General features: G+C 70.0%; 15 protein-coding genes. 8 read left to right on the top strand and 7 right to left on the bottom strand.

Annotated elements, in window-relative coordinates:
• Nucleotides 1–65: 65 nt before the first annotated feature.
• The 3 genes from AC5Y43_RS12490 to AC5Y43_RS12480 are packed head-to-tail and all read right to left on the bottom strand — an operon-like array spanning nucleotide 66 to nucleotide 2161.
• On the bottom strand, nucleotides 66–695 hold the full coding sequence (locus AC5Y43_RS12490; RefSeq protein ID WP_499972739.1) for an RES family NAD+ phosphorylase: 630 nt from the start codon (nucleotides 693–695) through the stop codon (nucleotides 66–68).
• Nucleotides 692–1285 carry a helix-turn-helix domain-containing protein gene (locus tag AC5Y43_RS12485; protein WP_499972737.1) on the bottom strand — a complete coding sequence of 198 codons (594 nt, stop codon included), beginning with the start codon at nucleotides 1283–1285 and terminating at the stop codon, nucleotides 692–694. Before AC5Y43_RS12485 ends, AC5Y43_RS12490 begins: the two co-directional genes overlap by 4 nt.
• A 57-nt stretch (nucleotides 1286–1342) precedes the next feature.
• The gene (locus AC5Y43_RS12480; protein WP_499972736.1) at nucleotides 1343–2161 is read right to left on the bottom strand and encodes a maleylpyruvate isomerase mycothiol-dependent enzyme family protein; all 819 of its coding nucleotides are present in this window, start codon (nucleotides 2159–2161) and stop codon (nucleotides 1343–1345) included.
• Nucleotides 2162–2222: 61 nt separating this feature from the next.
• Here AC5Y43_RS12480 and AC5Y43_RS12475 point away from each other — a divergent pair, with 61 nt between their 5' ends.
• From AC5Y43_RS12475 to AC5Y43_RS12465, 3 genes are all read left to right on the top strand, one after another.
• Entirely contained in the window at nucleotides 2223–2846 is a 624-nt protein-coding gene (locus tag AC5Y43_RS12475; RefSeq protein ID WP_499972734.1) for a PadR family transcriptional regulator, read from the top strand.
• Nucleotides 2847–2910: 64 nt separating this feature from the next.
• A complete protein-coding gene (locus AC5Y43_RS12470; RefSeq protein ID WP_499972733.1) occupies nucleotides 2911–3144 on the top strand; it encodes a hypothetical protein in 234 nt (77 codons plus the stop codon).
• A gap of 12 nt (nucleotides 3145–3156) precedes the next feature.
• Complete coding sequence (locus AC5Y43_RS12465; RefSeq protein ID WP_499972732.1) at nucleotides 3157–3897, top strand: SDR family NAD(P)-dependent oxidoreductase; 741 nt, start codon at nucleotides 3157–3159, stop codon at nucleotides 3895–3897.
• Here the strand turns inward: AC5Y43_RS12465 and AC5Y43_RS12460 are convergent.
• The 3 genes from AC5Y43_RS12460 to AC5Y43_RS12450 form a co-directional block, all read right to left on the bottom strand.
• Nucleotides 3894–6674 (bottom strand): MMPL/RND family transporter, encoded by a 2781-nt coding sequence (locus tag AC5Y43_RS12460; RefSeq protein WP_499972879.1) that lies wholly within the window; start codon nucleotides 6672–6674, stop codon nucleotides 3894–3896. The genes AC5Y43_RS12465 and AC5Y43_RS12460 overlap by 4 nt on opposite strands.
• A gap of 35 nt (nucleotides 6675–6709) precedes the next feature.
• Nucleotides 6710–7108 carry an MmpS family transport accessory protein gene (locus AC5Y43_RS12455; protein ID WP_499972877.1) on the bottom strand — a complete coding sequence of 133 codons (399 nt, stop codon included), beginning with the start codon at nucleotides 7106–7108 and terminating at the stop codon, nucleotides 6710–6712.
• A 168-nt stretch (nucleotides 7109–7276) separates the two neighbouring features.
• Complete coding sequence (locus AC5Y43_RS12450) at nucleotides 7277–7702, bottom strand: hypothetical protein (protein ID WP_499972876.1); 426 nt, start codon at nucleotides 7700–7702, stop codon at nucleotides 7277–7279.
• Between the two features lie 168 nt (nucleotides 7703–7870).
• On the opposite strand from AC5Y43_RS12450, the gene AC5Y43_RS12445 reads away from it, so the two are divergent.
• Complete coding sequence (locus AC5Y43_RS12445) at nucleotides 7871–9319, top strand: FAD-binding oxidoreductase (protein ID WP_499972730.1); 1449 nt, start codon at nucleotides 7871–7873, stop codon at nucleotides 9317–9319.
• On the opposite strand, the gene AC5Y43_RS12440 is transcribed toward AC5Y43_RS12445, so the two are convergent.
• The gene (locus AC5Y43_RS12440) at nucleotides 9316–10944 is read right to left on the bottom strand and encodes a (2,3-dihydroxybenzoyl)adenylate synthase (RefSeq protein ID WP_499972729.1); all 1629 of its coding nucleotides are present in this window, start codon (nucleotides 10942–10944) and stop codon (nucleotides 9316–9318) included. The two genes, AC5Y43_RS12445 and AC5Y43_RS12440, sit on opposite strands and share 4 nt — an antisense overlap.
• Nucleotides 10945–11073: 129 nt before the next feature.
• On the opposite strand from AC5Y43_RS12440, the gene AC5Y43_RS12435 reads away from it, so the two are divergent.
• The 4 genes from AC5Y43_RS12435 to AC5Y43_RS12420 are packed head-to-tail and all read left to right on the top strand — an operon-like array spanning nucleotide 11074 to nucleotide 24787.
• Nucleotides 11074–15330: an amino acid adenylation domain-containing protein gene (locus AC5Y43_RS12435; protein ID WP_499972728.1), complete on the top strand. Its 4257-nt coding sequence runs from the start codon at nucleotides 11074–11076 to the stop codon at nucleotides 15328–15330.
• Nucleotides 15320–16633, top strand: a complete 1314-nt coding sequence (locus tag AC5Y43_RS12430; RefSeq protein WP_499972727.1) for a beta-ketoacyl [acyl carrier protein] synthase domain-containing protein — start codon at nucleotides 15320–15322, stop codon at nucleotides 16631–16633. Before AC5Y43_RS12435 ends, AC5Y43_RS12430 begins: the two co-directional genes overlap by 11 nt.
• Nucleotides 16633–19611, top strand: a complete 2979-nt coding sequence (gene mbtD, locus AC5Y43_RS12425; RefSeq protein WP_499972725.1) for a mycobactin polyketide synthase MbtD — start codon at nucleotides 16633–16635, stop codon at nucleotides 19609–19611. Before AC5Y43_RS12430 ends, mbtD begins: the two co-directional genes overlap by 1 nt.
• Nucleotides 19604–24787, top strand: coding sequence for an amino acid adenylation domain-containing protein (locus tag AC5Y43_RS12420; protein ID WP_499972723.1), 5184 nt, complete (start codon nucleotides 19604–19606; stop codon nucleotides 24785–24787). The genes mbtD and AC5Y43_RS12420 overlap by 8 nt, the downstream gene beginning before the upstream one ends.
• Nucleotides 24788–24799 lie beyond the last annotated feature (12 nt).

Genomic DNA, 24799 nt, shown 5'->3' with positions numbered 1-24799 from the left:
TCGACCTCTGTAGCAATGAATATCAGCGGTCCAGATCGGCGGTTAGCACTGCCTCATGGCCGCGCTCAGCCGAGGCGGTAGCCGATTTCGGCGGCGGCGACGCGTGCGAGCGACCAGACCAACGGTTGTGTGAGGGGTCGCGAGAACGATGGCGCCGCAGGCATCGCGCCGGCGCCGGCGGTCCACACAACCACGTTGATGCGCCCGGTCATGGTGGAGGGCGCTTGCAGACCATCGAGTTCGGACCAGGTTGCGTAAATCGCGCGCGCCCAGCGCCGACAGGTGGATCGGGGGGCGGCGAGCAGCGCCGCCGAGGCTCCGTTGCGGAGCAGCCAGGTCCCGGACAAGTCCAGCAACTGTAGGGGCCGCGTGGGCTCCCAGGCGGTGAGCCTCGGAGCGCCGGCGCGGGTGTCGATGACTCGTGTCGATTGATAAACCTCGGCGAGGGCGGTGGCTACATCGGAGGAGGCGTAGAGGACGCCGTCGGGATGGTCGGCGGGTCGTGGACCTGGATGTGGGTCCCAGCGCATCGAGGGCAGTGGGCCGTAGGTGCGTAATTCGTTCCAGGGCCGCACATGTGCACCCGTGGTGCGGTGGATTCGCCACAGTGTGCCCGGGTAGCCGACGACGTCACGCGGTTCTTTGGTGAGCCGGTCGGGCGGTGTTCGCGGGGCTTTCGGCTTGAGCCGACTCACCAGCGGGTGAGGTCCGATACGAAGTCGGCGATCAGCGTGGCGTCGCCGCCGGCGGCGAGGTATTCGATCGGTGTGCGGTCGCCGAAATCTGGCTGCGGGGTTTTCATGAACCCTTCCACGGCGGCGGGAGTCGCGTCGCGCGGTATCGCGGGCACGATCACGTCGAGACCGGGAAGTAGCTTTCCGCCGATGAGCTGCCAGCGAGGGATGCGGCGGCTTCCATTGATATCAAACGCCCACAACGCTTTCCCGGTGAGGCGCCGAGACACACGGGACCGATCGATTTTCAGCAGCGCGGCGGCTTCCTTGATACTCATCGACCCGGAGAGGGCGTCACCGAGTTGCTCTACGGCCAAGCGCGCGCGTGCGTCGCGTTCCCGTTCGCCAGACCAGTTGTCGATAACCGCTGCGGTATCGGCGCCAGCGTGTGCGCGGAGGAACTTCACTTCATCGGTTGAGAGAGGTGCGGCCTCGGCGCCGGGGATCGTCGCGAACGCCGAGTCCAACTGGTCTAAGACGTCTTCGCTGGTCATATCCAGCTGGTGCTTTTCCAGCAGCGCATCCAACCCGCTGAGGCCCGACGTATCCATAGCGCATATACTAGCATGAAGATGCGGCTGCGTGCGCACAGTCACCGGCACGTGGCGTTACGCGCGCTCGAAGGAGGATTGCAGCTTCATCGCCTTCCAGGGCCGTCGTCCCCCGACGACGCGCAGACCCTGCAGGCCGGCGGTGACGGGGCCGATGCGCTTGAGCAGCAGCCTGACCATCGTCGATGCCGGCACCTGCACGACGGCGTCCGGACGGTCGCCCGGCCTGCGTGGCCGCGATTCCGCCATGCCGTTGTGAACGTGGATCACCCATGGCCGGGCGTCCGGGATCCGTAGGGCCACAGAGATATCGGTCCTCGGGGACACCGTCGCGCTGAGGTATGCGGGCGCGAGTTCCAGGCCCTCGCGAAGCAGCAGCAACATGTCGCGCTCCGAAATCTGCCAGGGCACGCCGACGCATCGCGCGATGTCCTCCCCGTGCAGGAGCAAGTCGAAGAGCCAGTTCACCTGCCCGACCACGTCGGAAACCATCGCACCACAGTGGAACTCGATCTCATAGTCGTCGGGTAGGCCGTCGAAGAACGCATCCATCACCGGTTCGAGCGCCGAAAGTTCGTCCAGCAGGTCGGGGATCGGTGCCATCGCCGCCAACATCTCTTCATGGTTGATCTGGTCGAGTTCGCGGGGGTGGCGGGCGCGGCGGAAGTCCCGCCCCTCGGCGACCGCCCGGTAGCGGCGCGCGACGCACAGGACGTGGGCGATGACCTGGTGGACGTTCCAATCCAGTCCTCGGCGCCTGGCGTTCGGGTCCGCGGAGCGGGCCAACCGGTAGAACCGCTGCCGCGCCTCGTCGATGCGTGTCCGAAGCTCGTCCCTGGTGGTGTCCACCAGGGCGACGCACCCGGTGTCGTTCATCCGCGGCCTCCATACTCCAATGTGGAGCTTAACTTACTCCACAATAGAGTATTGTCAAGGAATGACCTCCAAGCCGACCACCACGTCGTTCGCGCTTCTGGGTCTGCTGGGCATCAAGCCGTGGACCGCCTACGAAATCGTGGCGCAGATCAAGCGCGGCATGCACTTCTTCTGGCCGCGATCGGATGCGCATCTCTATGCGGAGCTCAAGCGACTGGTCGAGCGCGGCCACGCCACCGCCGAGGTCGTCGACGGCCGCCGAAAGCAGGCCACGCGCTACACCATCACCCCGGAAGGCCGTGCGGCACTGAAGGAGTGGTTCGGCAGCGAGCCGGCCGCACCGCTGCTCGAAGTCGAGGGGTTTCTCCGGTTGTTTCTGGGAGACCAGGCCAGCAAGGAGGATCTGCGCGCGTCACTGGAAGCGACCGCCCGTCAGGCCCGCGAGTTGTACGCCAAGGGAACGGCGCTCGTCGAAGAACTGCTCGACACCGGCGGCCCGTTCCCGCAGCGGCTGCACCTGATCGAACGTCAGTCGGTGTTCATCGGCGACTTCTACCGCAATCTCATCGATTGGTGCGACGAGTCGCTGACCGAGATCGAAAAATGGCCCGACACCCGCGACGTCGGCCTCACGCCGGCCGGGCGGGCGCAGTGGGAGCGGCTACTCGCCCAGCCCGACCCATAGGTTATTGCCGAGGTGTGTCCCGCGCGTGACCTCGCCGCGACGGTGACCAAGAACGCTCATCACCATGATCGTGCTCGCCGGACTCGCGGCGCTCGCGCTGGCGGCATGTGTCGGCTATTACTTCGGCCGGCGCGCCCGCGTGGCGCCGCCCAGCTGGAGGAAGCGCACCGGCCGGGTCGCGCTGGGCAAGCTGGCGATCAGCCTGGTGGTAGTGCTGGCCATGCGCCGGATCCGGCGCAGCTTCCCGCTCGAACGCATCGCGCCCCTTGAGTTGCTGCGGGCGACGGTGGGCCGGTAAGAAGGAACTTCTATGACGCCACTACAGGGCAAGGTCGCGCTGGTGACCGGCGCGTCGTCGGGTCTGGGCGCCGAGACTGCCCGGCTGCTTTCCCGGCAGGGCGCAACGGTTTTCGGCATCGCACGCGACACCGGGCGCCTGGCCGAAACATTCGGCGGCGTGGAACGGGGTTCGTACGCATCGGTGGACATCGGGTCGGCGCAGGCCTGCATGGATGCGGTCGAGCGCTGCGTCAGCGAATTCGGCGGCCTGGACATCCTGGTCAACATCGCCGGGCACCACCAGATGCGCCGCACGGAGTCGATGACCGACGACGACTGGGCGCAAGACCTGGCGGTCAACCTCAACGGGCCGTTCTACCTGTGCCGGGCCGCGCTGCCCCATCTGCTCGCGCGCGGCGGCAACATCGTCAACGTCAGCTCCATCGCCGGGGTCGAGGGTCAGGCCTACTCGGCCGGCTACTGCGCGGCCAAGCACGGCCTGATCGGGCTGACCCGCGCGCTGGCGGTGGAGTACACCGCGGATCGCTTGCGCGTCAACGCCGTATGCCCGGGCGGCATGCTGACACCGCAGATCGAACAGTTCAGCCCGCCGGAGAACCCGAACTACGACCTGATCCTTCGTACGGCCTCACCGCGCGGCATGATGCAATCCCTCGACGTCGCCAACGTGATCGCCTTCCTGGCCGGCGACGCGGCCAGCGCCGTGCACGGCGCCGTCTATCGCGTCGACAACGGCAAGGGCGCCGGCTAGGTCGCCGCGGCCCGCACCGGGCGGGACCGCACCACAGTCGGCCACCAGAACCACGGTCCCAGGATCCGCAGGATGCACGGCACGACGAACGAGCGCACGATCAGCGTGTCGAGCAAAAGGCCGATGCACACCGTCGAACCCACCTGCCCGATGGACCTGAGATCGCTTGTCAGCATCGCCAGCATCGTGAACGCGAACACCAGGCCCGCCGACGTCACGACACCACCGGTGCTGCCCAGCGCGCGGATGAGACCGGTGTTCAGCCCGGCGTGCAACTCCTCTTTGACGCGCACGATCAACAGCAGGTTGTAGTCCGAGCCCACCGCCACCAGGATGATGAACGTCAGCGGCAACACCAGCCAGTGCAACGGCAGGCCGATGAGGTGCTGCCAGACCAGGATGGAGAGCCCGAACGCCCCGGCGTAGGAGAAGGCCACGGTGCCCGGAATCACCAAGGCCGCCATCAGACTTCGGGTGAGGAACAGCATGATCAGGAAGATCAGCACGAAGGCGGCGATCGCCACGATCAGCAGATCCGAGGCGGCGTACTGCTTGATGTCCTTGTCGTTGGATCCCGAGCCGCCGATATAGATCCGCGCCCCGGCCAGCGAGGTCTCCTTGAGCGCGATGGTGAGGGCGGTGGGGAACTGCTCGACGTGCTGCACGCCCTCGGGGCCCATGGCGTCGCCCTCGTGGGTGACGATGAACCGGGCCGCCTTGCCGTCCGGCGACATCAAAAGCTGCATGCCGGTCTTGACGTCGTCGTTGTCGAAGCCTTCGTGGGGGATGTAGAAGAAGTCGTCGCTGCGGGCCCGGTCGAAGTCGAGGCCCACGTTGATCAGGTCGTCGAAGGTCTGGTCGGTCTGGGTGGACTGCAGCGACGACTGGCCGTACGTGCTGACCAGCAGCGCGGCCAACGCCTCGGAGTCGTCGGCGGTGAGTTTCAGCTGGGTGATGACCTGCGGCAAGATCCGGTCGACGGCCTCCAGCGAGGTCTTGGCGTCCTTGATGTCGGCGGCCAGGTGATCGATGTTGTCGAGCCCGTCGAACAGCGACCGGAACGCCCAGCAGATGGGGATGTCGAAACAGTGCTTCTCCCAATAGAAATAGCTCTTGACCGGCCGGAAGAAGTCGTCGACGTTGGACAGTTCCTGGTTCATCTCGTCGGTGATCCGTTGCAGGTCCTCGACGGTGAGGACCGTCTGGTGCAGCTCGTCGGACATGTTCTGGAAGTACACGATTTCCTGGCGCAGGACCGCGACGCTGTGCGTGGTGATTTCCGCCTGCTTGTCGGTATTGGCGTTCTGCTGCTTGCTGAACGGTAACTGCTGACCGTTGCCGCTGCCCTGCGTGGTGAACAGGTAGGGGAGGGTGGCGTGTTCCAAGGGGCGGCCCAACGGCCTGGTGATGCTCTGCACCATGGCGACGCCGGGAAGGCGGATGAGGCTCTTGGCCGCCCGGTCCAGCGAGATGAAGTCGGCCGAGTTTCGCATGTCGTGATCGGTCTCGATCATCAGCATCTCGGAGAACAGCTTGCTTTTGGGGAAATGCCGATCCGCCGCCGCGAAGCCCCGATTGGCCGGGGCGCCGGCGGGCTGGTAGGAGCGGTCGTCGTAGTTCTGCCGGTACGTCGGCACGAAGATCGCACCGATCATGACGACGGCGGCGCTGGCCGCGAGGATCGGCACCGGCCAGCGCACCACGCTCGCCCCGATGCGACGGTACAGCTGCGCCTTGGCTTTTCGTCTCGGGTCGAAGAGCCCGAACAGGCTGCCCACGGTCAACAGCGCTGGGCCGAGCGTCAGCGCCGCCGCGATGGTGAACAGCATGGCGATCGCCACGGCCGGCCCCATCGTGTGGAAGTAGTTGAGCCGCGCGAACGTCAGGCAGTAACAGGCCCCGGCGATGGTCAGCCCGGAGCCGATGATGATCGGGGTGACGCCCTTGTACGCGGTGTAGAACGCCTGCTCCCTGCCCTCACCGGCCTGCCGCGCCTCGTGATAGCGGCCCATCAGGAAGATGCCGTAATCCGTTCCGGCGCCGAGGGTCAGCGCGACGACGATGTTCACTGCGAACGACGACAGTTCGATGTATCCCAGGTGCCCGAGCGTCGCGACGACGCCTTTGGCGACCAGCATCTCGATCAGGACGCCGAGCAACGGGACCAGCAGCGTGCTGATGGAGCGGTATACCAGTAGCAGCATCACGACGATGAGGATGATCGTGACGATCGTGATGTTGTTCAGGCTCGCGTTGGCGATCGCCACGGTGTCGGAGGCGAGCGGCGCCGCGCCGCTGACGTAGACCCGGAGACCGGGTGGCGGCGGGTCCTTGGCGACGATCTGGCGAACGGCGTCGACGGACTGATTCGCTTCCATCTGACCGATGTCGCCCGCCAGACGCAGCAGCACATAGGCGGCCCTGCCGTCGACGCTCTGCGCTCCCGCCGCGGTGATCGGCTTGCCCCAGAGGTCCATCACGTACTGCACGTGCCCGGGGTCGCGCTTGAGGCGGTGCACCAAGTCGTCGTAGTAGCGATGGTCCGCATCGCCCAACGGGCGGTTGGCTTCCAGCACGACCATGGTCAGGTTGGTCGAATCGGACTCGTGGAACTTCTCGCCGATGCGCAGCAGCGCGCGCTGCGACGGCGCGTAGTGCGGAACCATCGGACCCGCGAGTTCCTCGGCGACGCGCTCCACCTGAGGCATGAAGGTGTTCGTCGACACGGCCAGCAGCGCCCAGAAGGCGATGATCGGTATGGCCAGCACGCGAACCATCCGGGGGATGAGCGGGCGTTTGATCCGATGCTCGCTCATGCGGATTTCACCCGGCACATGACGTGGGCATCCCCGTGGGCATCGGACTGCTGGTCGCGGACAACGCCGTTGACCAGCATCCGGCAGCCGACGTGGCCGCCGTGAACCTGCGCCGAGATGCTGCCCGACACGACCGTGAGCGTCGTCGTCTCGGTGTGCGACCACGGCAGGGTGGTGACGTCGATCTGATGGGGATGCCCGTCGATGTCGACGTAGACGAGCATTCCCCCGTCGCCGGCGGAGCCGAACACCTCGTAGGTGAGCTGTTTGGGCGCGGTTTGCTCGGGCGCCGCCGGGCCGTTGACGGTGACGACGGGTTCCGGGGCGGAAAACTGATGGACCTTCCACATGCCCACCGCGCCCGCCCCGAGCGCGACGACGGCGACCAACGGCATCCAGACGCGCGCCAAGACAGTCCTGCCGACTGAACGAGGGCTCACCCGATCACCTTTCGCACCACACCCGTCATATATCAACCAGGTTGACATATAACCGCGAATAGATTACCACCCGCCGCTGTTGTCCACAACGCGGGCCGCGCACACCAAATCCTTTGTCCTGCTTCAGGACATTTTCTGCAGGCGGCCTTTCAGCCGCGCGCTGCGCAGGAGCTGAACGGTCAGATTCGTGGCGGCCAGCATGGGAAAGACGCCGAGAAACGTGCGCTCGGAGGGCGTCGCCCCGTGCAGATGGTAAAGGCTGCCGAACACATAAAAGCAACCGATCATGAACAGGGTGCCGGGAATGCAGAACGCCATCGGGGATCTCCGGACGGCGACGATTTGCCTGGCATAGTCCAATTCGTCGGGCGACATGGGTTCGCGTTTGCGCGCCTTGCGCATCACCGATTTGGCGCCACCGATTTCTTCGCTGATCGAAGGGGGCACCCGGCCCTCCAGCCGTTTGACGAAGACCGTGGCAAAGGACGCGAACACCAACGCCAGCGCGAGGGCGAGAACGGTCAGACAACCCCAAAGGCCCGATTCCAACGTTCCGCTCACGGAGAATCCTCACGGTCGTCCGGCGAAGACTGCTGCAAACACTACCGGGCCGGTAACGGTTCGGGCACGTTTGAGTTGTCCCCGCGACACGTCGCGCCGCGCGGCGGTTCGGTTGGTTGACAATGCGGGGCATGACCCAGTCGCGGGAGCCCGGCGTTGGCGCGTGAAATATCGCGGCAGGCGTTTCTGCGCGGCGCCGCCGGAGCGCTGGCCGCCGGCGCGATGCTCGGGTCGGGACGGGTCGGCTCGGTGCCGGCCGCCGCGGCTCCCAGCGCGTCGGGGTGGGACGGTCTGTCCACCGCGCTCGGCGGGAAGGTGCTGCTGCCCGACAGCCCCCAATTCGCCGGGGCCAAGCAGGTTTTCAATACCAACTACAACGGCCTGACCCCCGCGGCGATCGTGACGCCGACCTCGGCGGCGGACGTGCAAAAGGCCATGGCGTTCGCCGCCGCACACAACCTCAAGGTGGCTCCGCGCAGTGGCGGGCACTCCTACATCGGCGCGTCCACGGCCAACGGGACCATGGTGCTCGACCTGCGCCAGCTGCCCGGGGATGCCCACTACGACGCCTCGACCGGGCAGATCACCGTGACGCCGGCGACGAGTCTGTACACGATGCACCGGACGCTGGCCGCGGTCGGCCGCGGCGTCCAGACCGGGACGTGTCCGTCGGTCGGGGCCGCGGGGCACGCCCTGGGCGGCGGGATGGGCGCCCAATCGCGCCACGCGGGCCTGCTGTGCGACCAGCTGACGTCGGCGTCGGTGGTCCTGCCCAACGGCCAGGCGGTCGCCGCGTCGCCCGCCAGCAACCCCGACCTGTTCTGGGCGCTGCGCGGCGGCGGTGGCGGCAACTTCGGGGTCACTACGGCGCTGACCTTCGCGACATTCCCCACCAAGGACGTCGACGCCGTGAACCTCAATTTCCCGGCACAGTCGTTCGCGCAGGTCCTCGTCGGCTGGCAGAACTGGTTGCGCACCGCCGACCAGAACAGTTGGGCACTGGCCGATGCCACCGTCGACCCGATGGGCACCCATTGCCGGATTCTGGCGACCTGCCCGGCCGGATCGGGAAACAGCGTGGCCGCCGCGATCACCAAGGCGGTGGGTCTGCAACCGACCGGCACCGAGAATCACACGTTCAACTACCTGGACCTGGTGAACTATCTCGCCGTCGGGAACCTCAACCCGTCGCCGCTCGGATATGTCGGCGGCTCCGACGTTTTCACGACGATCACCCCGGCGGCCGCCCAGGGGATCGCCGCGGCGGTCGACGCCTTTCCCCGCGGCGCGGGCCGCATGCTGGCGATCATGCACGCCCTCGACGGCGCGCTGGCCACCGTGGCGCCGGGAGCCACCGCGTACCCCTGGCGGCGCCAGTCCGCGCTGGTGCAGTGGTACGTCGAGACCGGCGACCCGGCGGCGGCGACCGGCTGGCTGCAGACCGCGCACCAAGCGGTGCAAGCGTATTCGGTCGGCGGCTACGTCAACTACGTCGAGGCGAACCAGCCCGCGTCGCGTTACTTCGGCCCGAACCTGGCCCGGCTCAGCGCCGTACGGCAGAAGTACGACCCGGGCCGAATCATGTTCTCCGGGCTCAATTACTAGCGGGCGAGCTGGCGCGCGATCGCCTTCTTGTCGACCTTGCCGATCGGCGTGGTGGGCAGCGCCGCCATCGCGATTAGCATGTCGGGGCGGGCATGGGCGGCCACCCCGCGCTGATCCAGATACGCGTTCAACGCGGCGAGGGTGATCGGCTCACCGGTGAAAACCAGCGCGGCACAAATCTTTTCGCCCAGGTATTCGTCGGGCAGCGCGACCGCCGCCGCCGCGCGGATCGCGGGATGGCTCAGCAGGTGGTCCTCGAGCTCGGGCGCGGCGATGGTTTCGCCGCCGCGGGAGATGACGTCCTTGACCCGGCCGGTGACCACCAGATAGCCGTCGCTCCTGCGACGCACGAGGTCGCCGCTGCGGTAGAACCCGTCGGGATCGAAGCTGCGCTCGTTGTCGCGCTCGGCCCGGAAGTAGCCGTTGATCGTGTACGGGCCGCGCACCAACAGCTCGCCCTCGTCGCCGGGCGCCACCGGCTCGCCCGCGCCGTCGACGATGCGCACTTCGTCGTCGGCGCACAGCGGCCGGCCCTGGGTGTGCTCGACGACGTCCGGCGGATCGTTCGGGCGGGTGAAGCACAGCAGGCCCTCGGCCATGCCGAACACCTGCTGCAGTCCCGGCGTCAGCGCGGTGCGCACCAGGCGGGCGTCCGCCGGCTCCAGCCGGGCGCCGCCAACCTGCAGGAGCCGCAACGACTTTGGCGTCACCGGCTCCCACTCGCAGGCCTGCGCCCATAACTTGGCCAGTGCCGGCACCAGGGCGGTGACCGTGACGCCGTGTTTTTCGATGGCGGCAAAGGCGGCCTCCGGGCTGGGGTCGGCGCCGAAGACCGTTGTGGCGCCCGCCGCCATCGCGCCCAGCAGGCCGGGACAGGCCAGCGGAAAGTTGTGGCCGGCGGGCAGCACCGCCAGGTAGGCGTCGTCGGGACGGAGCCCGCAGACCTCGGCGCTGGCGGTCGCGTTGAACAGGTAGTCGACGTGGGTGCGGGGGATCAGCTTGGGCATGCCCGTGGTCCCGCCGGAAACCAGTAGCAGGGCCGGCGTTTCGGGGTCGGCCGGCGGCAGCGGCGGATCGGTTGGGATGTCTTCGCACAGCTGCGCCCACGGGGTGAACGCGCCGGCGTCGCCGTCGACGATGACGTGCCGCAGCGCCGGGTGGTGGTCGACGAGGTCGCGCGCCATCGCCCGATAGTCGAAGCCGCCTGCGGCGTCGGGGATCAGGAGCGCGGTGGCGTCGCTGAGCGCGGCGAAGTGGCCCAGTTCGGCGGCGCGGTGGCCGGGCAGGCACATCACGGGTGTCGCCCCCGCCCGCAGCAGCCCGAACAGCGTCACCGCGAACCGGCAGCTGTTGGGCAGCTGCAGCAGTACCCGGTCGCCGGGCGCGATGCCGAGGCGCCGCAGCCCGGCCGCCACGCGGTCGGCCCGATCGTCGAGCTGGGCGTAGCTCAATCCGGCATCCGCGGTCGCGTCGACGACGGCGGTGTGGCCGGGCCGGCGCCGCGCCGCGTCGGACAGGACCGTGTCCAGGGTTCGCCCGGCCCAGTAGCCAGCCACCCGATAGGACGCGGCCCGGCCGGCCGGGAACGGCACGAATCCCGGGGGCTGCGCGCTGTTCGGGGGCATTTGTCTCCTTGGGTGTCTTCCTTGAACGGGGGTTCGCCGGGTTGGCGGGGGGCCGGTAGCGGCGGCGTAGGGATCGAGGATAGGGTAACCAAGCAAGTTAGGGCAGCCTTTGCTAATTCAGGAGGATCCGTGGTGCGTGCCCCGGCGTGCTCGGAGGACATCCGTGCGGAGGTGGCCGAGCTGCTCGGCGTCCGCGCCGACGCCATCCACCCAGGTCACAACCTGATCGGCCAGGGCCTGGACTCCATCCGGATGATGACGCTGGCCGGGCGCTGGCGCCGCCACGGCATCGATGTCGATTTCGCCACGCTGTCCGCGTCGCCGACGGTCGAGGCCTGGTCCGAGCTGGTGGCCACCGCCCCGGAGCCCACCGTCGTCGAGTTGACCGCCCCGCTTGAAGCCGGGGACGCCGGGGACGCCTGGGCGCCCTTTCCGCTGGCCCCGATGCAGCACGCGATGTGGGTCGGCCGCCAGGACAACCAGCAGTTCGGCGGCGTGGCCGGGCACCTCTACGTCGAGTTCGACGGCGGCCCGATCGACCCCGGCCGCCTGCGCGCGGCGGCCACCCGGCTGGCCGAGCGCCACCCAATGCTGCGGGTGCGGTTCCTGCCCGACGGCACCCAGCGGATCGCGGCGCCCGGCGAATGCGGGGACTTTCCGGTCGCGGTGGCAGACCTGCGCGACGAGGAAGGCGTTGACGCGCGACTGGCGGCCCTGCGCGACGCCAAATCGCACCAGCAGCTCGACGGCGCGGTGTTCGAGCTGGCGCTGACGCTGTTGCCCGGCGGGCGTTCGCGGCTGCACGTCGACCTGGACATGCAGGCCGCCGACGCGATGAGCTACCGCACCCTGATGGCCGACCTGGCCGCCCTCTACCTCGGCCGCGAGCTTCCCGAACTGGGCTACACCTACCGCGAATACCGCCAGGCCGTGCTCGCGGCGGAGGGCCGGCCGCAACCGGAGCGCGACGCCGACCGGGAGTGGTGGGCGCGACGCATCCCGCAGCTGCCGGACCCGCCGGCACCGCCGATGGTCGGCGGCCGCGACTCGCGCACCAGCACCCGGCGCTGGCACTGGCTGGACCCGGCCACCCGCGACGCGCTGTTCGCGCGCGCCCGGGCGCGCGGGATCACGCCGGCGATGGCGCTGGCCGCCGCGTTCTCCAACGCCCTGGCGAACTGGTCCACCTCGCGGTTCCTGCTGAACGTCCCGCTGTTCGGGCGCCAGGCCCTGCATCCCGACGTCGACTCGTTGGTCGGCGACTTCACCTCCTCGCTGCTGCTGGATGTCGACCTCACCGGTGCGGCCACGTCGGCGGCGCGGGCGCACGCCATGCAGGACGCCATGCGCATCGCCGCCGCCCACGCCGCCTACCCCGGGCTGTCGGTGCTGCGCGACCTCAGCCGTCATCGCGGCACCCAGGTCCTGGCGCCGGTCGTCTTCACCAGCGCGCTGGGCCTCGGGGAGCTGTTCAATGCCGACGTCACAACGCAATTCGGAACGCCCGCGTGGATCATTTCGCAGGGCCCGCAGGTGTTGCTCGACGCGCAGGTCACCGAGTTCGACGGCGGCGTGCTGGTGAACTGGGACGTGCGCGACGGCGTCTTCGCGCCCGGCGTCATCGACGCGATGTTCGCCCACCACATCGACGAGCTGGCGCGGCTGGCCGCCGCCGACGACGCCTGGGACGCCCCCGGCCCGCCGGCGCTGCCGGACGCGCAGCGCGCGGTGCGCGACGCGGCCAACGGTCGCAGCGCCGCGCCCAGCGGGGAAGCCTTGCACGACGGGTTCTTTCGCCGCGCCGAGCGGCAGCCCGACGCGCCCGCGGTGTTCGCCGGCTCCGGCGACCTCACCTACCGGCAGCTGGGCGATCAGGCCTTGGCGGTCGCGAAGGCGTTGCGCGCGGCCGGAATCGGCGCCGGCAACACGGTCGCGGTGATGGGCCCGAAGACGGCCGAACAATTGCCGGCGCTGCTGGGCATCCTGGCCGCCGGCGGCGTCTACCTGCCGATCGGCGTCGACCAACCACGCGACCGCGCCGAGCGCATCCTGTCCACCGGTGGGGTGAGCCTGGCGCTGGTGTGCGGCGGGCGGCCGTTGCCGCTGGCGGTGCCGAGCCTGGTGCTCGCCGAAGTACTCCGCGACACGCCGTCCGTGCCCGAGATCACCGCCACGAGAACGGATCCCGCCGAGCTCGCCTATGTGTTGTTCACCTCCGGGTCGACGGGCGAGCCCAAGGGCGTCGAGATGACGCACGACGGCGCGATGAACACCGTAGAGTTCCTCAGCGGCCACTTCGACCTCGGTGCCGCCGATCGGTGCCTGCTCCTGGCGACCCTGGAATGCGACCTGTCGGTGCTGGACGTCTTCGCCACCCTGCGCGCCGGCGGGGCGATCGTGGTCGTCGAGGAGGCGCAGCGCCGCGACCCAGACGCGTGGGCCCGGCTGATCGACACCCACCAGGTCAGCGTGCTGAACTTTCTGCCCGGCTGGCTGGAAATGCTGGTCGAGGTCGACGAGGCCTCGCCCGAGCGGCGCCTGTCGTCGGTGCGCGCGGTGCCCACCGGGGGCGACTGGGTGCGCCCCGGCCTGGCCCGCCGGCTTCAGGCGCAGGCGCCCGGTGTGCGCTTCGCCGGGCTCGGGGGTGCCACCGAAACCGCCGTCCACGCAACCATTTTCGAGGTGGACGAGGATATGCCGGCCGACTGGACCGCGGTGCCCTACGGCAAACCGTTTCCCAACATCGCGTGCCGGGTCGTCAGCGATACCGGCGTCGATTGCCCCGACTGGGTGCCCGGCGAGCTGTGGGTGTCCGGACGCGGTATCGCCCGCGGCTACCGCGGGCGTCCTGAGCTGACCGCCGAGCGCTTCGTCGCCCACGACGGCCGGATCTGGTATCGCACCGGCGATCTGGCCCGCTACCGGCCCGACGGCACCCTCGAGTTCGTCGGCCGCGCCGATCACCGCATCAAGGTCAGCGGATACCGCGTCGAACTCGGCGAGATCGAGGCGGCCCTGCGGCGGGTGCCCGGCGTGCGCGCGGCGGTGGCCGCCGCGGTGCCCGGGCCGGGCGCCGCCGAGGTGCTGGCCGCGGCCGTCCGGCTGGACGACCCCACGCTGACCGCCACACTGATCCGCGAGTTCCTCGCCGATCTCGTTCCCGCACACATGATCCCGACGCATATCTCGGTGGTCGAGCGCATCCCGTTCACCGACGGCGGCAAGATCGACCGGCGCGCCGTCGCCCGCCAGCTGACGGCCGAGGCCGAGCAGCCCGGGGATGTGGCCGCGCTGCTCGAAGCGCCGCGCACCAAGCTGGAGCGGGCGCTCTGCCGCATCGTCGCGGGCCTGCTTCACCGCGACGCCGGCGCCGTCGGCGTCCACGACGACTTCTTCTCCCTCGGTGGCGATTCGGTGCTCGCCACCCAGGCCGTCGCCGCGATCCGGCAGTGGCTCGATTCGCCGAGCCTGATGGTCGCCGACGTCTTTGCCGCCCGGAGCGTCGCCGCCCTGGCCGAATTGCTCGTTGGGCGGGAGGACCCCCGTAACCAAGCTGGCCGGCTCGAGCTGGTGGCCGACGTCTACCTGGAAATCGCGGAGATGTCGAGTTCCGACGTGCTTTCCGCGCTCGAAGCGACGGCCGAGCCGGTGCGGCGGGAGTTCCAGCCCTGGGTCAAGCGGTTCACCGGTGCTGCGGGGCGCGGCTCGGTGGTGGCGTTCCCGCACGCCGGCGGGGCCGCCGCGGCCTACCGCTCGCTGGCGAAGGCGTTGTCGTCCAACGGTGTCGACACCTACGTGGTGCAGTACCCGCAGCGGGCCGACCGGCGCAATCACGCCGCGGCGGACACCGTCGAGGCCCTGGCGCTGGAGCTCTTCGAGGCCGGCGACTGGGCTTCGGCGGCCCCGCTGAGTCTGTTCGGCCACTGCATGGGCGCGGTGGTCGCTTTCGAGTTCGCCCGCCTCGCCGAAGCCAACGGGGTTCCCGTGCAGGTGCTGTGGGCGTCGGCCGGGCAGGCGCCCTCGACGGTCGCCGGGTACGGGCGGCTGCCCACGAGTGCCGGCGGTGTGCTGGCGGACATGGTCGACCTGGGTGGCACCGACCCCGCCCTGCTGGAGGACGAGGAATTCGTCGAGTTGCTGGTGCGGGCGGTGCAGGCCGACTACCGCGCGCTGAACACGTATTCGTGCGCACCCGACGTACGCATCCGCGCCGACATCCATGCGCTCGGCGGCAGCCGTGACCACCGGATCGACCGAAAGATCCTGAACAGCTGGGAATCCCACACGTCCGGCCGGTTCACGGTGACGGAATTCGACGGGGGCCACTTCTACCTCGACGATCACCTCGACGCGGTGGCGCGGATGGTGAGCGCCGATGTCCGATAACGACCCCGTCGACCCGATCGTCATCGTCGGGATGGCGCTGGAAGCGCCGGGCGGCGTCGAGACCCCCGACGACTTCTGGGCATTGCTGGCCGAACAGCGGGAGGCGCTCGGCCCGTTCCCCACCGATCGGGGCTGGGAGCTTCGCGAGTTGTTCGACGGGTCGCGGCGCGACGGATTCAAGCCGATTCACAACCTCGGTGGATTCCTTTCCAGCGCAACCGTATTCGATCCCGAGTTCTTCGGCATCTCGCGGCGGGAAGCGGCGGCCATGGACCCCCAGCAGCGCGTCGCACTGCGGCTGGCCTGGCGCAGCATCGAGAACAGCGGCATCAACCCCGACGACCTCGCCGGCCACGACGTCGGCTGCTATGTCGGCGCCTCCACGCTCGAATACGGTCCCGGCCTCGCCGAGTTCTCGGAACACAGCGGGCATTTGATGACCGGGACGTCGCTGGGGGTCATCTCCGGGCGCATCGCCTACACGCTGGACCTGGCGGGCCCGGCGCTGACGGTCGACACCGCATGCTCGTCGGCGCTGGCGGCGTTTCACACCGCGGTCCAGGCGATCCGGGCCGGCGACTGCGACCTCGCGATCGCCGGCGGCGTCTGCGTGATGGGCACCCCTGGCTATTTCGTCGAGTTCTCCAAGAAGCACGCCCTGTCCGACGACGGCCACTGCCGGCCCTACAGCGCGCACGCCAGCGGAACCGTCTGGGCGGAGGGCGCGGGCATGTTCGTGCTGCAGCGGCGGTCTAGGGCGGTGGCCGACGGGCGCCGCATCCTCGCCGAGGTGCGCGCCAGCTGCCTGAACTCCGACGGTCGCAGCAGCGGGCTGATGGCGCCCAGCGGCGACGCGCAGCTGCGCCTGTTTGACCGCGCGATCGCGCAGGCCGGGATCGAACCCACTGAGGTCGGGATGGTCGAGGGACACGCCACCGGGACCCGGCTCGGGGACCGGACCGAATTGCTGTCCCTGGCGGCCAGTTACGGCAGGGCGCCGGCCGGGCGCGGGCCACTGCTGGGATCGGTCAAATCCAACATCGGGCACGCGCAGGCCGCGGCGGGCGCGCTGGGTCTGGCCAAGGCCATCCTGTCCGCGCAACACGCCGCCGTACCTCCGACCCTGCACGTCGACGAGCCCAGCCGCGAAATCGATTGGGAAAGCCAGGGTTTGCGGCTGGCGAAGAAGCTGACGCCGTGGCCGGCCCGCCACGGATGGCGGACCGCGGCGGTATCAGCGTTCGGGATGAGCGGCACCAACACGCACGTCATCGTTTCGATGCCCGATACCGGGGTCGCGTGATGACTCCCAGACGACTGCCCGACGGGCGGATCCCCGTGGTGCTCAGCGCGCACGCCGACGAACTCGTCTCCGCGGACGCGCAGGCGATCGCCGACTACCTCGACCGCCATCCGGAAACGACCGTGGCCCAGGTGGCGCGGCAGCTGCGGAGTACCCGTCGGCTCCGCCGGCACCGCGCGGTGGTCCGCGCCTCGGACCGGAGCGAGCTCGTCGACGGGTTGCGGGCGCTGGCCGCCGGCAGCGAGCATCCGCTGGTCGCCGCGTCGGCGCTGAGTTCGGCCCCGCGGCAGGCGTTCGTGTTTCCCGGCCAGGGTCGCCACTGGCCGGGCATGGGCGCCGTCGCCTACCGGACCCTTCCGGGCTACCGGACCGCGGCCGATCGCTGCGCGGCGGCATTCGAAGCCGCCGGTGTGGAGTCGCCGCTGCCCTACCTGACCGCCGGTGACGACTCACCCAACTTCTCCGAAATCGCCGTCCAAGGCGCGCAATTCGTCCACGCCGTGGCGCTGGCGGAGGTGTGGCGCTCCTGCGGTGTCCTGCCCGACCTCACTATCGGGCAGAGCCTCGGGGAGGTCGCCGCGGCCGTCGTCGCCGGCGGCATCGCGCTGCCGGACGCCGTCGCCGTGGTCGCGGCCCGCGCCCGGGCGGTCGACCGCCTGCCCGGCCGCTACGCGATGGCGACGCTGGGGACCGGCGCCGCGACGGCCGCCTCGCTGATCGACGCCACCGACGGCTGGGCGGAGCTGTCCGTGGTCTACTCCGCCTCGACCGTCGCGGTGTCGGGTGATCGCGACGCGGTGCTGACCATCGTCGACGCGGTCCGCTCCCGCGGCCAGTTCGCCCGCGAAATCACCGCGGGCTTTCCGGGGCACACCAGCCTGCTCGAGCCGCTACGCGACGAACTGCGCGCGCAGCTGCCCGCCGCGGAATTCGCGGAGACCCCGGTCCAGTTCATCGGCGGCGCCACCGGCGACGTGGTGGCCCCGGGCACGCCCTTCGCCGACTACTGGTACGCAAACCTGCGCAACACGGTCCGCATGGATCGCGCGGTCGCGTCGGCGATCCGTTGTGGCGCACGATCGTTCATCGAAGTGTCGGCGCATCCGGCGCTGCTGTTCTCGATCGGCCAGATCTTCGAGGCCGACGTCCCCGACGACCCGGCGGTGCTGGTCGGATCGGCCCGCAACGACCAGCCGTTGATCGACGCGCTGTCGGCCAACATCGTCACCGCCGCGGTGGCCGACCCCGGCTACGCGTGGGACGGCTACCTGGACGGGCCGGCGGATTTGCCCGGCTTTCCCAACGCGCCGATGCGCGCGATCCCGATGTGGGCACACCCCGAGCCGCTGCCGGCGGCTTCCCAGCCCGGATTGACCATCGCCCTCGAACATTGGGAGCCGATATCGTCGCCGGCCGCGGCATCGCCGGTGGCTTGCTCGGTGCTCGACCTCGGCGGTGACGGCGCTCTGGCCCAACTGCTGTGCTCCGCAATCGAATCGCACCCCGCGGCCGCACTCAGTGCAGCGCGAGACGCGGAAGTCTTGGTGGCGATCGCGCCCGCACTCGAAAGCGCCGACGCCGAGTCCCTCACCGGGCTGATCGAAGCGGGCCTGCTCGACTACGCACAAGGGCCCGGCCCGAGCTGCCACACGGTGTGTCTGGTCACCGTGGGCGCCGACCGCGTCACCCGCCAGGACGCGCCGCCGTCACCCGGCCACGCGGCGCTGGCCGCGATGCACCGCAGCATCGGATTCGATTATCCTGAGCGGGTTTTTACCCGGGTAGACCTGCCATCGGGAGAGCTGGGGCCGGTCGCCGGCCGGGCCGCCGTCGACGGATTGCTGTCCGGTTCCGGTGAGGTGGCGGTGCGGGATTCGCCGGACGGCTACGCGTTGTTCGAGCGCTCGTTTCGCGACGCGCCGGCCGCGCCGCGTTGGCCGCTGGACCCCGGTGTGCACGACGAGGTCGTGATCACCGGCGGTGCGGGCGTCGTCGGCCTGCACTATGCCCGCTATTTCGCCGAGCACGGCGCGCGGCGCGTCGTCCTGCTCAGCCGCCGCCCGGCCGACCCCGCCACGCTGCAGGCCCTGGCCGCGAAATGCGGCACCGAGGTGGTATCGCCGCCCTGCGATATCACCGATGCGGCCCAATTGTCACGCGTTGCCGCGGAATACGGCGGCGCCGGCGCCTCGCTGATCGTGCACGCGGCGGGCAGCGCCACCTTCGGCGCTGCCGGGCTTACCCCGGCCGCCGTCGCCGACACCTTCGCCGCCAAGGTCACCGGCCTCGCTCACCTGATCGAGCTCTGGCCGGTGCGACCGGACACGCGAATGCTGTTGTGCTCCTCGGTATCCGGGGTGTGGGGCGGTCGCGGGCACGCGCCGTACTCGGCGGCCAACCGCCTGCTGGACGTGACGGCGGCACGGCTGCGCGACCGGGGCAGGCACTGCGTCGCGGTGAAGTGGGGCCTGTGGCAAAGCCCCTCCGACGGGGAAGCGGGCCGCGGCATCGCCGAGTCGGCCGGCATCGCGGACATCGAGCGCGCCGGCCTGCGCCCGATGGGACCGCGGGCGGCGATCGAGGCGAGCCTGCGCGACTGGGCCGAGGATCCGCTGGTGTTCGCCGCCGACGCGGCCCGGTTGCGGGTCTTCCTGGGCGGCGGGCGCCGTCGGCCGGCGGAAGTCGCCGGCGCGCCGGTGCGCGCGATCGACGCGGTGCGCGGCGAGTTGGCGGCCGTGCTCGGTATCGAGCCCGCCGAGCTGAACCTGCAGGACTCGCTTTTCGACCTTGGCATCGACTCGATGCTGGCGCTGGATCTGCGAAAACGTCTCAAGCGCACGATCGGCCGGACAGTGTCCCTCGCGACGCTGATGGACGAGATCACCGGCGACGAACTTGTCGAGAAGCTCGACGGCGCAGACCAGCGCTCAGCCGAATCTCTTGAAGCCTCACAGAAAGTGGACATTTCGCGTGACTGACATCGTCGACACCGGCGCCCGACTGGAGCTGCTGCGGCGCAAGCTCGCCGAACGCGGCCTCTCCGGTGACGCTGCGGAGCCGCGTCCTCTCGACGACGACCGGCTCACCGACGGCCAGGCCCGGATGTGGTTCGTGCAGATGGCCGACCCCAGCGGCGCTTTGCTCAACGTCTGTGTGTCCTATCGGATCAGCGGCGACGTCGATCTGGGCCGGCTACACGACGCCGTCGACGCCGTCGCGCGCCGCCACCGGGTGCTGCGCACCACCTATGCCGTCAGCGACGAGGGCGACCCGCGGCCCACGGTGCACGACGACCTGCGCCCGGGGTGGGCGCAACACGACCTGACCGACCTGTCCGAGCACGCGCGCCGGCTTCGGCTCGAGGTGCTGGCCCAACGCGAATTCAACGCGCCCTTCGACCTTTCCACCGACGCACCGCTGCGCATCACCGCCGTGCGCACGGCACCCGACGAACACGTGCTGCTGCTGGTCGCCCACCACATCGCCTGGGACGACGGTTCGTGGCGGGTGTTCTTCGCCGACCTCACCCGCGCCTATGGGGGCGCCGAACTCGGGCCCGAACGTCACCCGTCCGGCCCGTCCGGGCCGGACACCACCGAGGCCGATCTCGACTACTGGCGCGCCGTCATGGCCGACCCGCCGGAACCGCTCGAGCTGCCCGGCCCGGCCGGCACGGCGATGCCCACCAACTGGCGCGCCGCCCGCAGCACCCGGCGACTGCCCGGCGAGACCACCCAACGCGTGGCGGCGCTGGCGCGCGACACCGGCTGCACCCCCTACATGGTGCTGCTGGCGGCCTTCGGGGCCCTGCTGCACCGCTATACGCACAGCGACGACGTGCTCGTGGCCACGCCGGTGCTCAACCGCGGCGCCGGAACCGACGACACCATCGGCTATTTCGGCAACACCGTCGCGGTTCGGCTGCGACCGCGGCCCGCGATGAGCTTCCGCGAGTTGCTGAAATCCACGCGCGACATGGCGACCGGCGCCTTCGCCCACCAACGGGTCAGCCTCGACCGCGCGGTGCGCGAGTTGAACCCCGATCGCCGGCACGGCGCCGAACGAATGACCCGGGTCAGCTTCGGATTTCGCGAGGCCGACGGCGGCGGCTTCTGCCCACCCGGCGTCGCGTGCGAGCGCTACGACCTGCGCGGCAACCTCACCCAGCTGCCGCTGGGGTTCATGGTCGAATTCGACAGCACCGGCGCGCTGGTCGAGGCCGAACACCTGCTGGAGATCCTCGAGCCCGCCCTGGCGCGACAGATGCTGGATCACTTCGCCGTCCTCGTCGACGACGCCCTGGCCCGACCGGACACGCCGCTGTCCGGGCTGGCGCTGATGGGCGAAGCCGACACCGAGTGGCTGCGCGCGGCGTCGCGCGGCGAGGCGTTCGACACCGCCGCCGCGACGCTCGCCGGCCTGGTGTCCGAGCAGGCCGCGCGGACCCCCGACGCGGTCGCCGTCGTGTACGAGGGCCGCCGGTTCACCTACCGCGAGATCAACGAGACGGCAAACCGCTTGGCGCACTGGCTGATCGGGCGGGGAATCGGCGGCGAGGACCGGGTCGCCGTGCTGCTCGACAAGTCGCCGGACCTGGTCGTCACCGCGCTGGGCATCGCCAAGGCCGGCGCGGTGTACGTGCCCGTGGACCCGACCTACCCGCAGGATCGGCTGGACTTCATTCTCGGTGACTGCGACCCGAAGCTGGTGCTGCGCGAACCGGTGGCCGACCTGGCCGCGCAGCGCGCCGACGACCCGACCGACGCCGACCGGGTCCGCCCGCTGCGACGGGACAACACCGCCTACCTGATCTACACCTCGGGTACCACCGGATTGCCCAAGGGCGTCGCGGTGCCGAACCGCCCCGTCGCCGAGTACTTCGTGTGGTTCAAGGGCGAATACGGGGTCGACCACACCGACCGGCTGCTGCAGGTCGCCTCGCCGAGCTTCGACGTGTCGATCGCCGAGATCTTCGGCACCCTGGCCTGCGGGGCGCGGATGGTGATCCCGCGGCCCGGCGGGCTCAACGACATCGGCTATCTCACCGCCCTGTTGCGCGACGAGGGCATCACGGCAATGCATTTCGTGCCGTCCCTGCTTGGCCTGTTCCTGTCGCTGCCGGGGGTGAACCAGTGGCGCACGCTGCGGCGGGTGCCCATCGGCGGCGAGCCGCTGCCCGGCGAGGTGGCCGACAAGTTCCACGCCACCTTCGACGCGCTGCTGCACAACTTCTACGGCCCGACCGAAACGGTGATCAATGCCAGCCGGTACATGGTGGAGGGCCCGCAAGGCACCCGCATCGTGCCCATCGGCCGACCCAAGATCAATACCACGATGTACCTGCTCGACGACGCGCTGCAGCCCGTGCCGGTCGGCGTCATCGGCGAGATCTACCTCGGCGGAACGCATCTGGCGCACGGATACCACCGCCGCGCGCGGCTGACCGCCGAGCGGTTCGTCGCCGACCCGTTTCGCCCCGGCGCCCGGATGTATCGCACGGGCGACCTGGCTCGCCGCAACGCCGACGGCGACGTCGAGTTCGTGGGCCGCGCCGACGAACAGGTCAAGATCCGCGGTTTCCGCATCGAGCTGGGGGACGTCGCCGCGGCCATCTCCGTCGATCCCACGGTCGGGCGGGCCGTCGTGGTCGTCAGCGACCTGCCCCGGCTGGGCAAGAGCCTGGTGGGTTACGTCACGCCCGCGGCCGGCGGCGACGACGAACGCGCCGAGGTTGACGTCGACCGCATCCGCGCCCGGGTGGCGGCGGCACTGCCCGAATACATGGTGCCGGCGGCATACGTTGTGCTCGACGAGATTCCGATCACCGCCCACGGCAAGATCGACCGCGCCGCGCTGCCTGAACCCGAGGTCGCGTCCGGCGCGGAGTTCCGCGAACCGGATACGGATACCGAACGCGGCGTTGCCGAGCTGTTCGCCGAGTTGCTCGGCCGCGGCCGGGTCGGCGCCGACGACTCGTTCTTCGACCTCGGCGGTCACTCCCTGCTCGCCACTAAATTCGTTGCGGCATTGCGCAATACGTTCGGTGTCGACGTCGGCGTGCGGGAGATCTTCGAGCTGGCGACGGTCGCCAGGATCGCCGAGCACATTGACATTGTGGCCACCATCGCGATGCCGGGTCCGGCCCGGCCGCGTCTGGCCCCAGCGAGCCACGACGGGCCGGTGCGGCTGTCGTCGTCACAGCTGCGCAGCTGGTTCACCTACCGCTTCGACGGCCCCAACGCCGTCCACAACATTCCCTTCGCCGCCGCGCTGCGCGGCCCCTGCGACACCGAGGCACTGGTGGCGGCCATCACCGACGTCGTGGCGCGCCACGAGATCTTGCGCACCACCTACCGCGAAATCGACGGCGTGCCCCACCAGATCGTCCACCCGGCCGCCGAACTGCCGGTGCGCCGCGCCGACGGCCCCGACGAGGGCTGGCTGCAAACCGAACTGGACAACGAACGGCGCCACGTCTTCGACCTGGAGACCGACTGGCCGATCCGGGCCGCCCTGCTGCACGTACCGGGGCAGCACGTCCTGTCGCTGGTGGTCCACCACATCGCCGGCGACCACTGGTCCGCCGGCGTGCTGTTCACCGACCTGCTGACCGCCTACCGCGCCCGCAGCGGCGGACAGCCGCCGTCCTGGGAGCCGCTGCCGGTGCAGTACGCGGATTACGCCGCGTGGCAGGCGACGCTGCTCGACGACGACGCCGGCGTCACCGGCCCGCAGCGCGACTACTGGGTCGGCCAACTCGCCGGGCTGGCGACCGAAAGTGGTCTGCGTCCGGACTTTTCGCGCCCCGCCGCGCTCACCGGCATCGGCAACGTCGTCGAGTTCGGCTTCGGGGCGTCGACCCGCGCCCGGCTGTCAGCGCTGTGCCGCGAGCTCGGCATCACCGAGTTCATGCTGCTGCAAACCGCCGTCGCGGTGGTGCTGCACAAGGCCGGCGGCAGCGCGGACATCCCGATCGGCACCCCGGTGGCCGGCCGCAACGAATCCGAACTGGACCGGCTGATCGGGTTCTTCATCAACATGCTGGTGCTGCGCAACGACCTACGCGGCAACCCGACCCTGCGCGAAGTACTGAGGCGGACCAGGGAGATGGCGCTGGCCGGCTACGCGCACCAGGACCTGCCGTTCGATCAAGTGGTGGACGCGGTCAGGCCGGCCCGCTCGTTGTCGCGCAACCCACTGTTCGACGTCGTGGTGCACGTTCGCGAAGACCTGCCGCAGGACAACGTCGTCGACAGCGGTCCGGCCGGCGCCACCACGTTCACCGCCCTGGAGCCGACGTTCGACGTCGCGCACGCCGACATGTCGGTCAACTTCTTCGCATCGGCCGACGGCTACAAGGGCCACGTCATCTACCGCCCCGAACTGTATCGGCGGAGCACCGCGCAACGGTTCGCCGAATGGCTGGTTCGCGTCATCGAGGCCTTCGCCCACGATCCCGACCGGACGCTGCGCGAGGTCGAGCTCGCGAGCACCCAAGAGCGACAACGCATTCTGGACCGGTCCAACGCGGCGCGCGTGCACCTGCTGGACGCCGCGCTGAAGCCCGTCCCGGAAGGGGTCGTCGGCGACGTCTACTACGGCGGGGGCCCGGCCGTCCGCGGCCGCCTGGCGACAGCCTCGGCGACCGCCACCCGCTTTGTCGCCGACTCGTTTGCCGCGCAACCGGGCTCGCGGCTCTACCGCAACGGCGAGCGCGGAATGTGGACGCGCGACGGCCAACTGGAGTTGCTGGCCGGCACGCAACCGCCGGAGACACCCGCGCCACCCGCGCCGGCAGACACCGCAACCGCCGCAGCGCCAGAAACCGCCACCGAACGGGCCCTGGCGGCCATCCTCGCCGGCGTGCTCGACGCCGGGGAAATCGGCCGCGACGACGAATTCTTCAGCCTCGGCGGTGACAGCATCCTCGCGGTGCGGGTGGCCGCGCAGGCCCGCGATGCCGGACTGCCGCTGACCCCGCGGATGGTGTTCGAACATCCCGTGCTGCAAGATCTCGCCGCCGCGCTGGACGCCAAGGCGCAAGGGTGCGCAACCGAACCCGACCACGACGCGCAGCACGCGCCGATGAGCACCTCCGGGCTGTCCGCCGACGAACTGGCGGACCTCACCGCATCCTGGGGCCGGCAACCGTGACCCGGGCCGACG

Source organism: Mycobacterium sp. NGS57 (assembly GCF_059812405.1).
This window is presented reverse-complemented; position numbering and strand designations above follow the sequence as displayed.

What these genes read in the sequence shown, in the direction of transcription:
- AC5Y43_RS12455 (WP_499972877.1), bottom strand. Translation starts at nt 7,108, where the DNA reads ATGCCGTTGGTCGCCGTCGTCGCGCTCGGGGCGGGCGCGGTGGGCATG.
- AC5Y43_RS12440 (WP_499972729.1), bottom strand. Translation starts at nt 10,944, where the DNA reads ATGCCCCCGAACAGCGCGCAGCCCCCGGGATTCGTGCCGTTCCCGGCC.
- AC5Y43_RS12475 (WP_499972734.1), top strand. Translation starts at nt 2,223, where the DNA reads ATGACCTCCAAGCCGACCACCACGTCGTTCGCGCTTCTGGGTCTGCTG.
- AC5Y43_RS12460 (WP_499972879.1), bottom strand. Translation starts at nt 6,674, where the DNA reads ATGGTTCGCGTGCTGGCCATACCGATCATCGCCTTCTGGGCGCTGCTG.
- mbtD (WP_499972725.1), top strand. Translation starts at nt 16,633, where the DNA reads ATGACTCCCAGACGACTGCCCGACGGGCGGATCCCCGTGGTGCTCAGC.
- AC5Y43_RS12485 (WP_499972737.1), bottom strand. Translation starts at nt 1,285, where the DNA reads ATGGATACGTCGGGCCTCAGCGGGTTGGATGCGCTGCTGGAAAAGCAC.
- AC5Y43_RS12430 (WP_499972727.1), top strand. Translation starts at nt 15,320, where the DNA reads ATGTCCGATAACGACCCCGTCGACCCGATCGTCATCGTCGGGATGGCG.
- AC5Y43_RS12470 (WP_499972733.1), top strand. Translation starts at nt 2,911, where the DNA reads ATGATCGTGCTCGCCGGACTCGCGGCGCTCGCGCTGGCGGCATGTGTC.
- AC5Y43_RS12465 (WP_499972732.1), top strand. Translation starts at nt 3,157, where the DNA reads ATGACGCCACTACAGGGCAAGGTCGCGCTGGTGACCGGCGCGTCGTCG.
- AC5Y43_RS12480 (WP_499972736.1), bottom strand. Translation starts at nt 2,161, where the DNA reads ATGAACGACACCGGGTGCGTCGCCCTGGTGGACACCACCAGGGACGAG.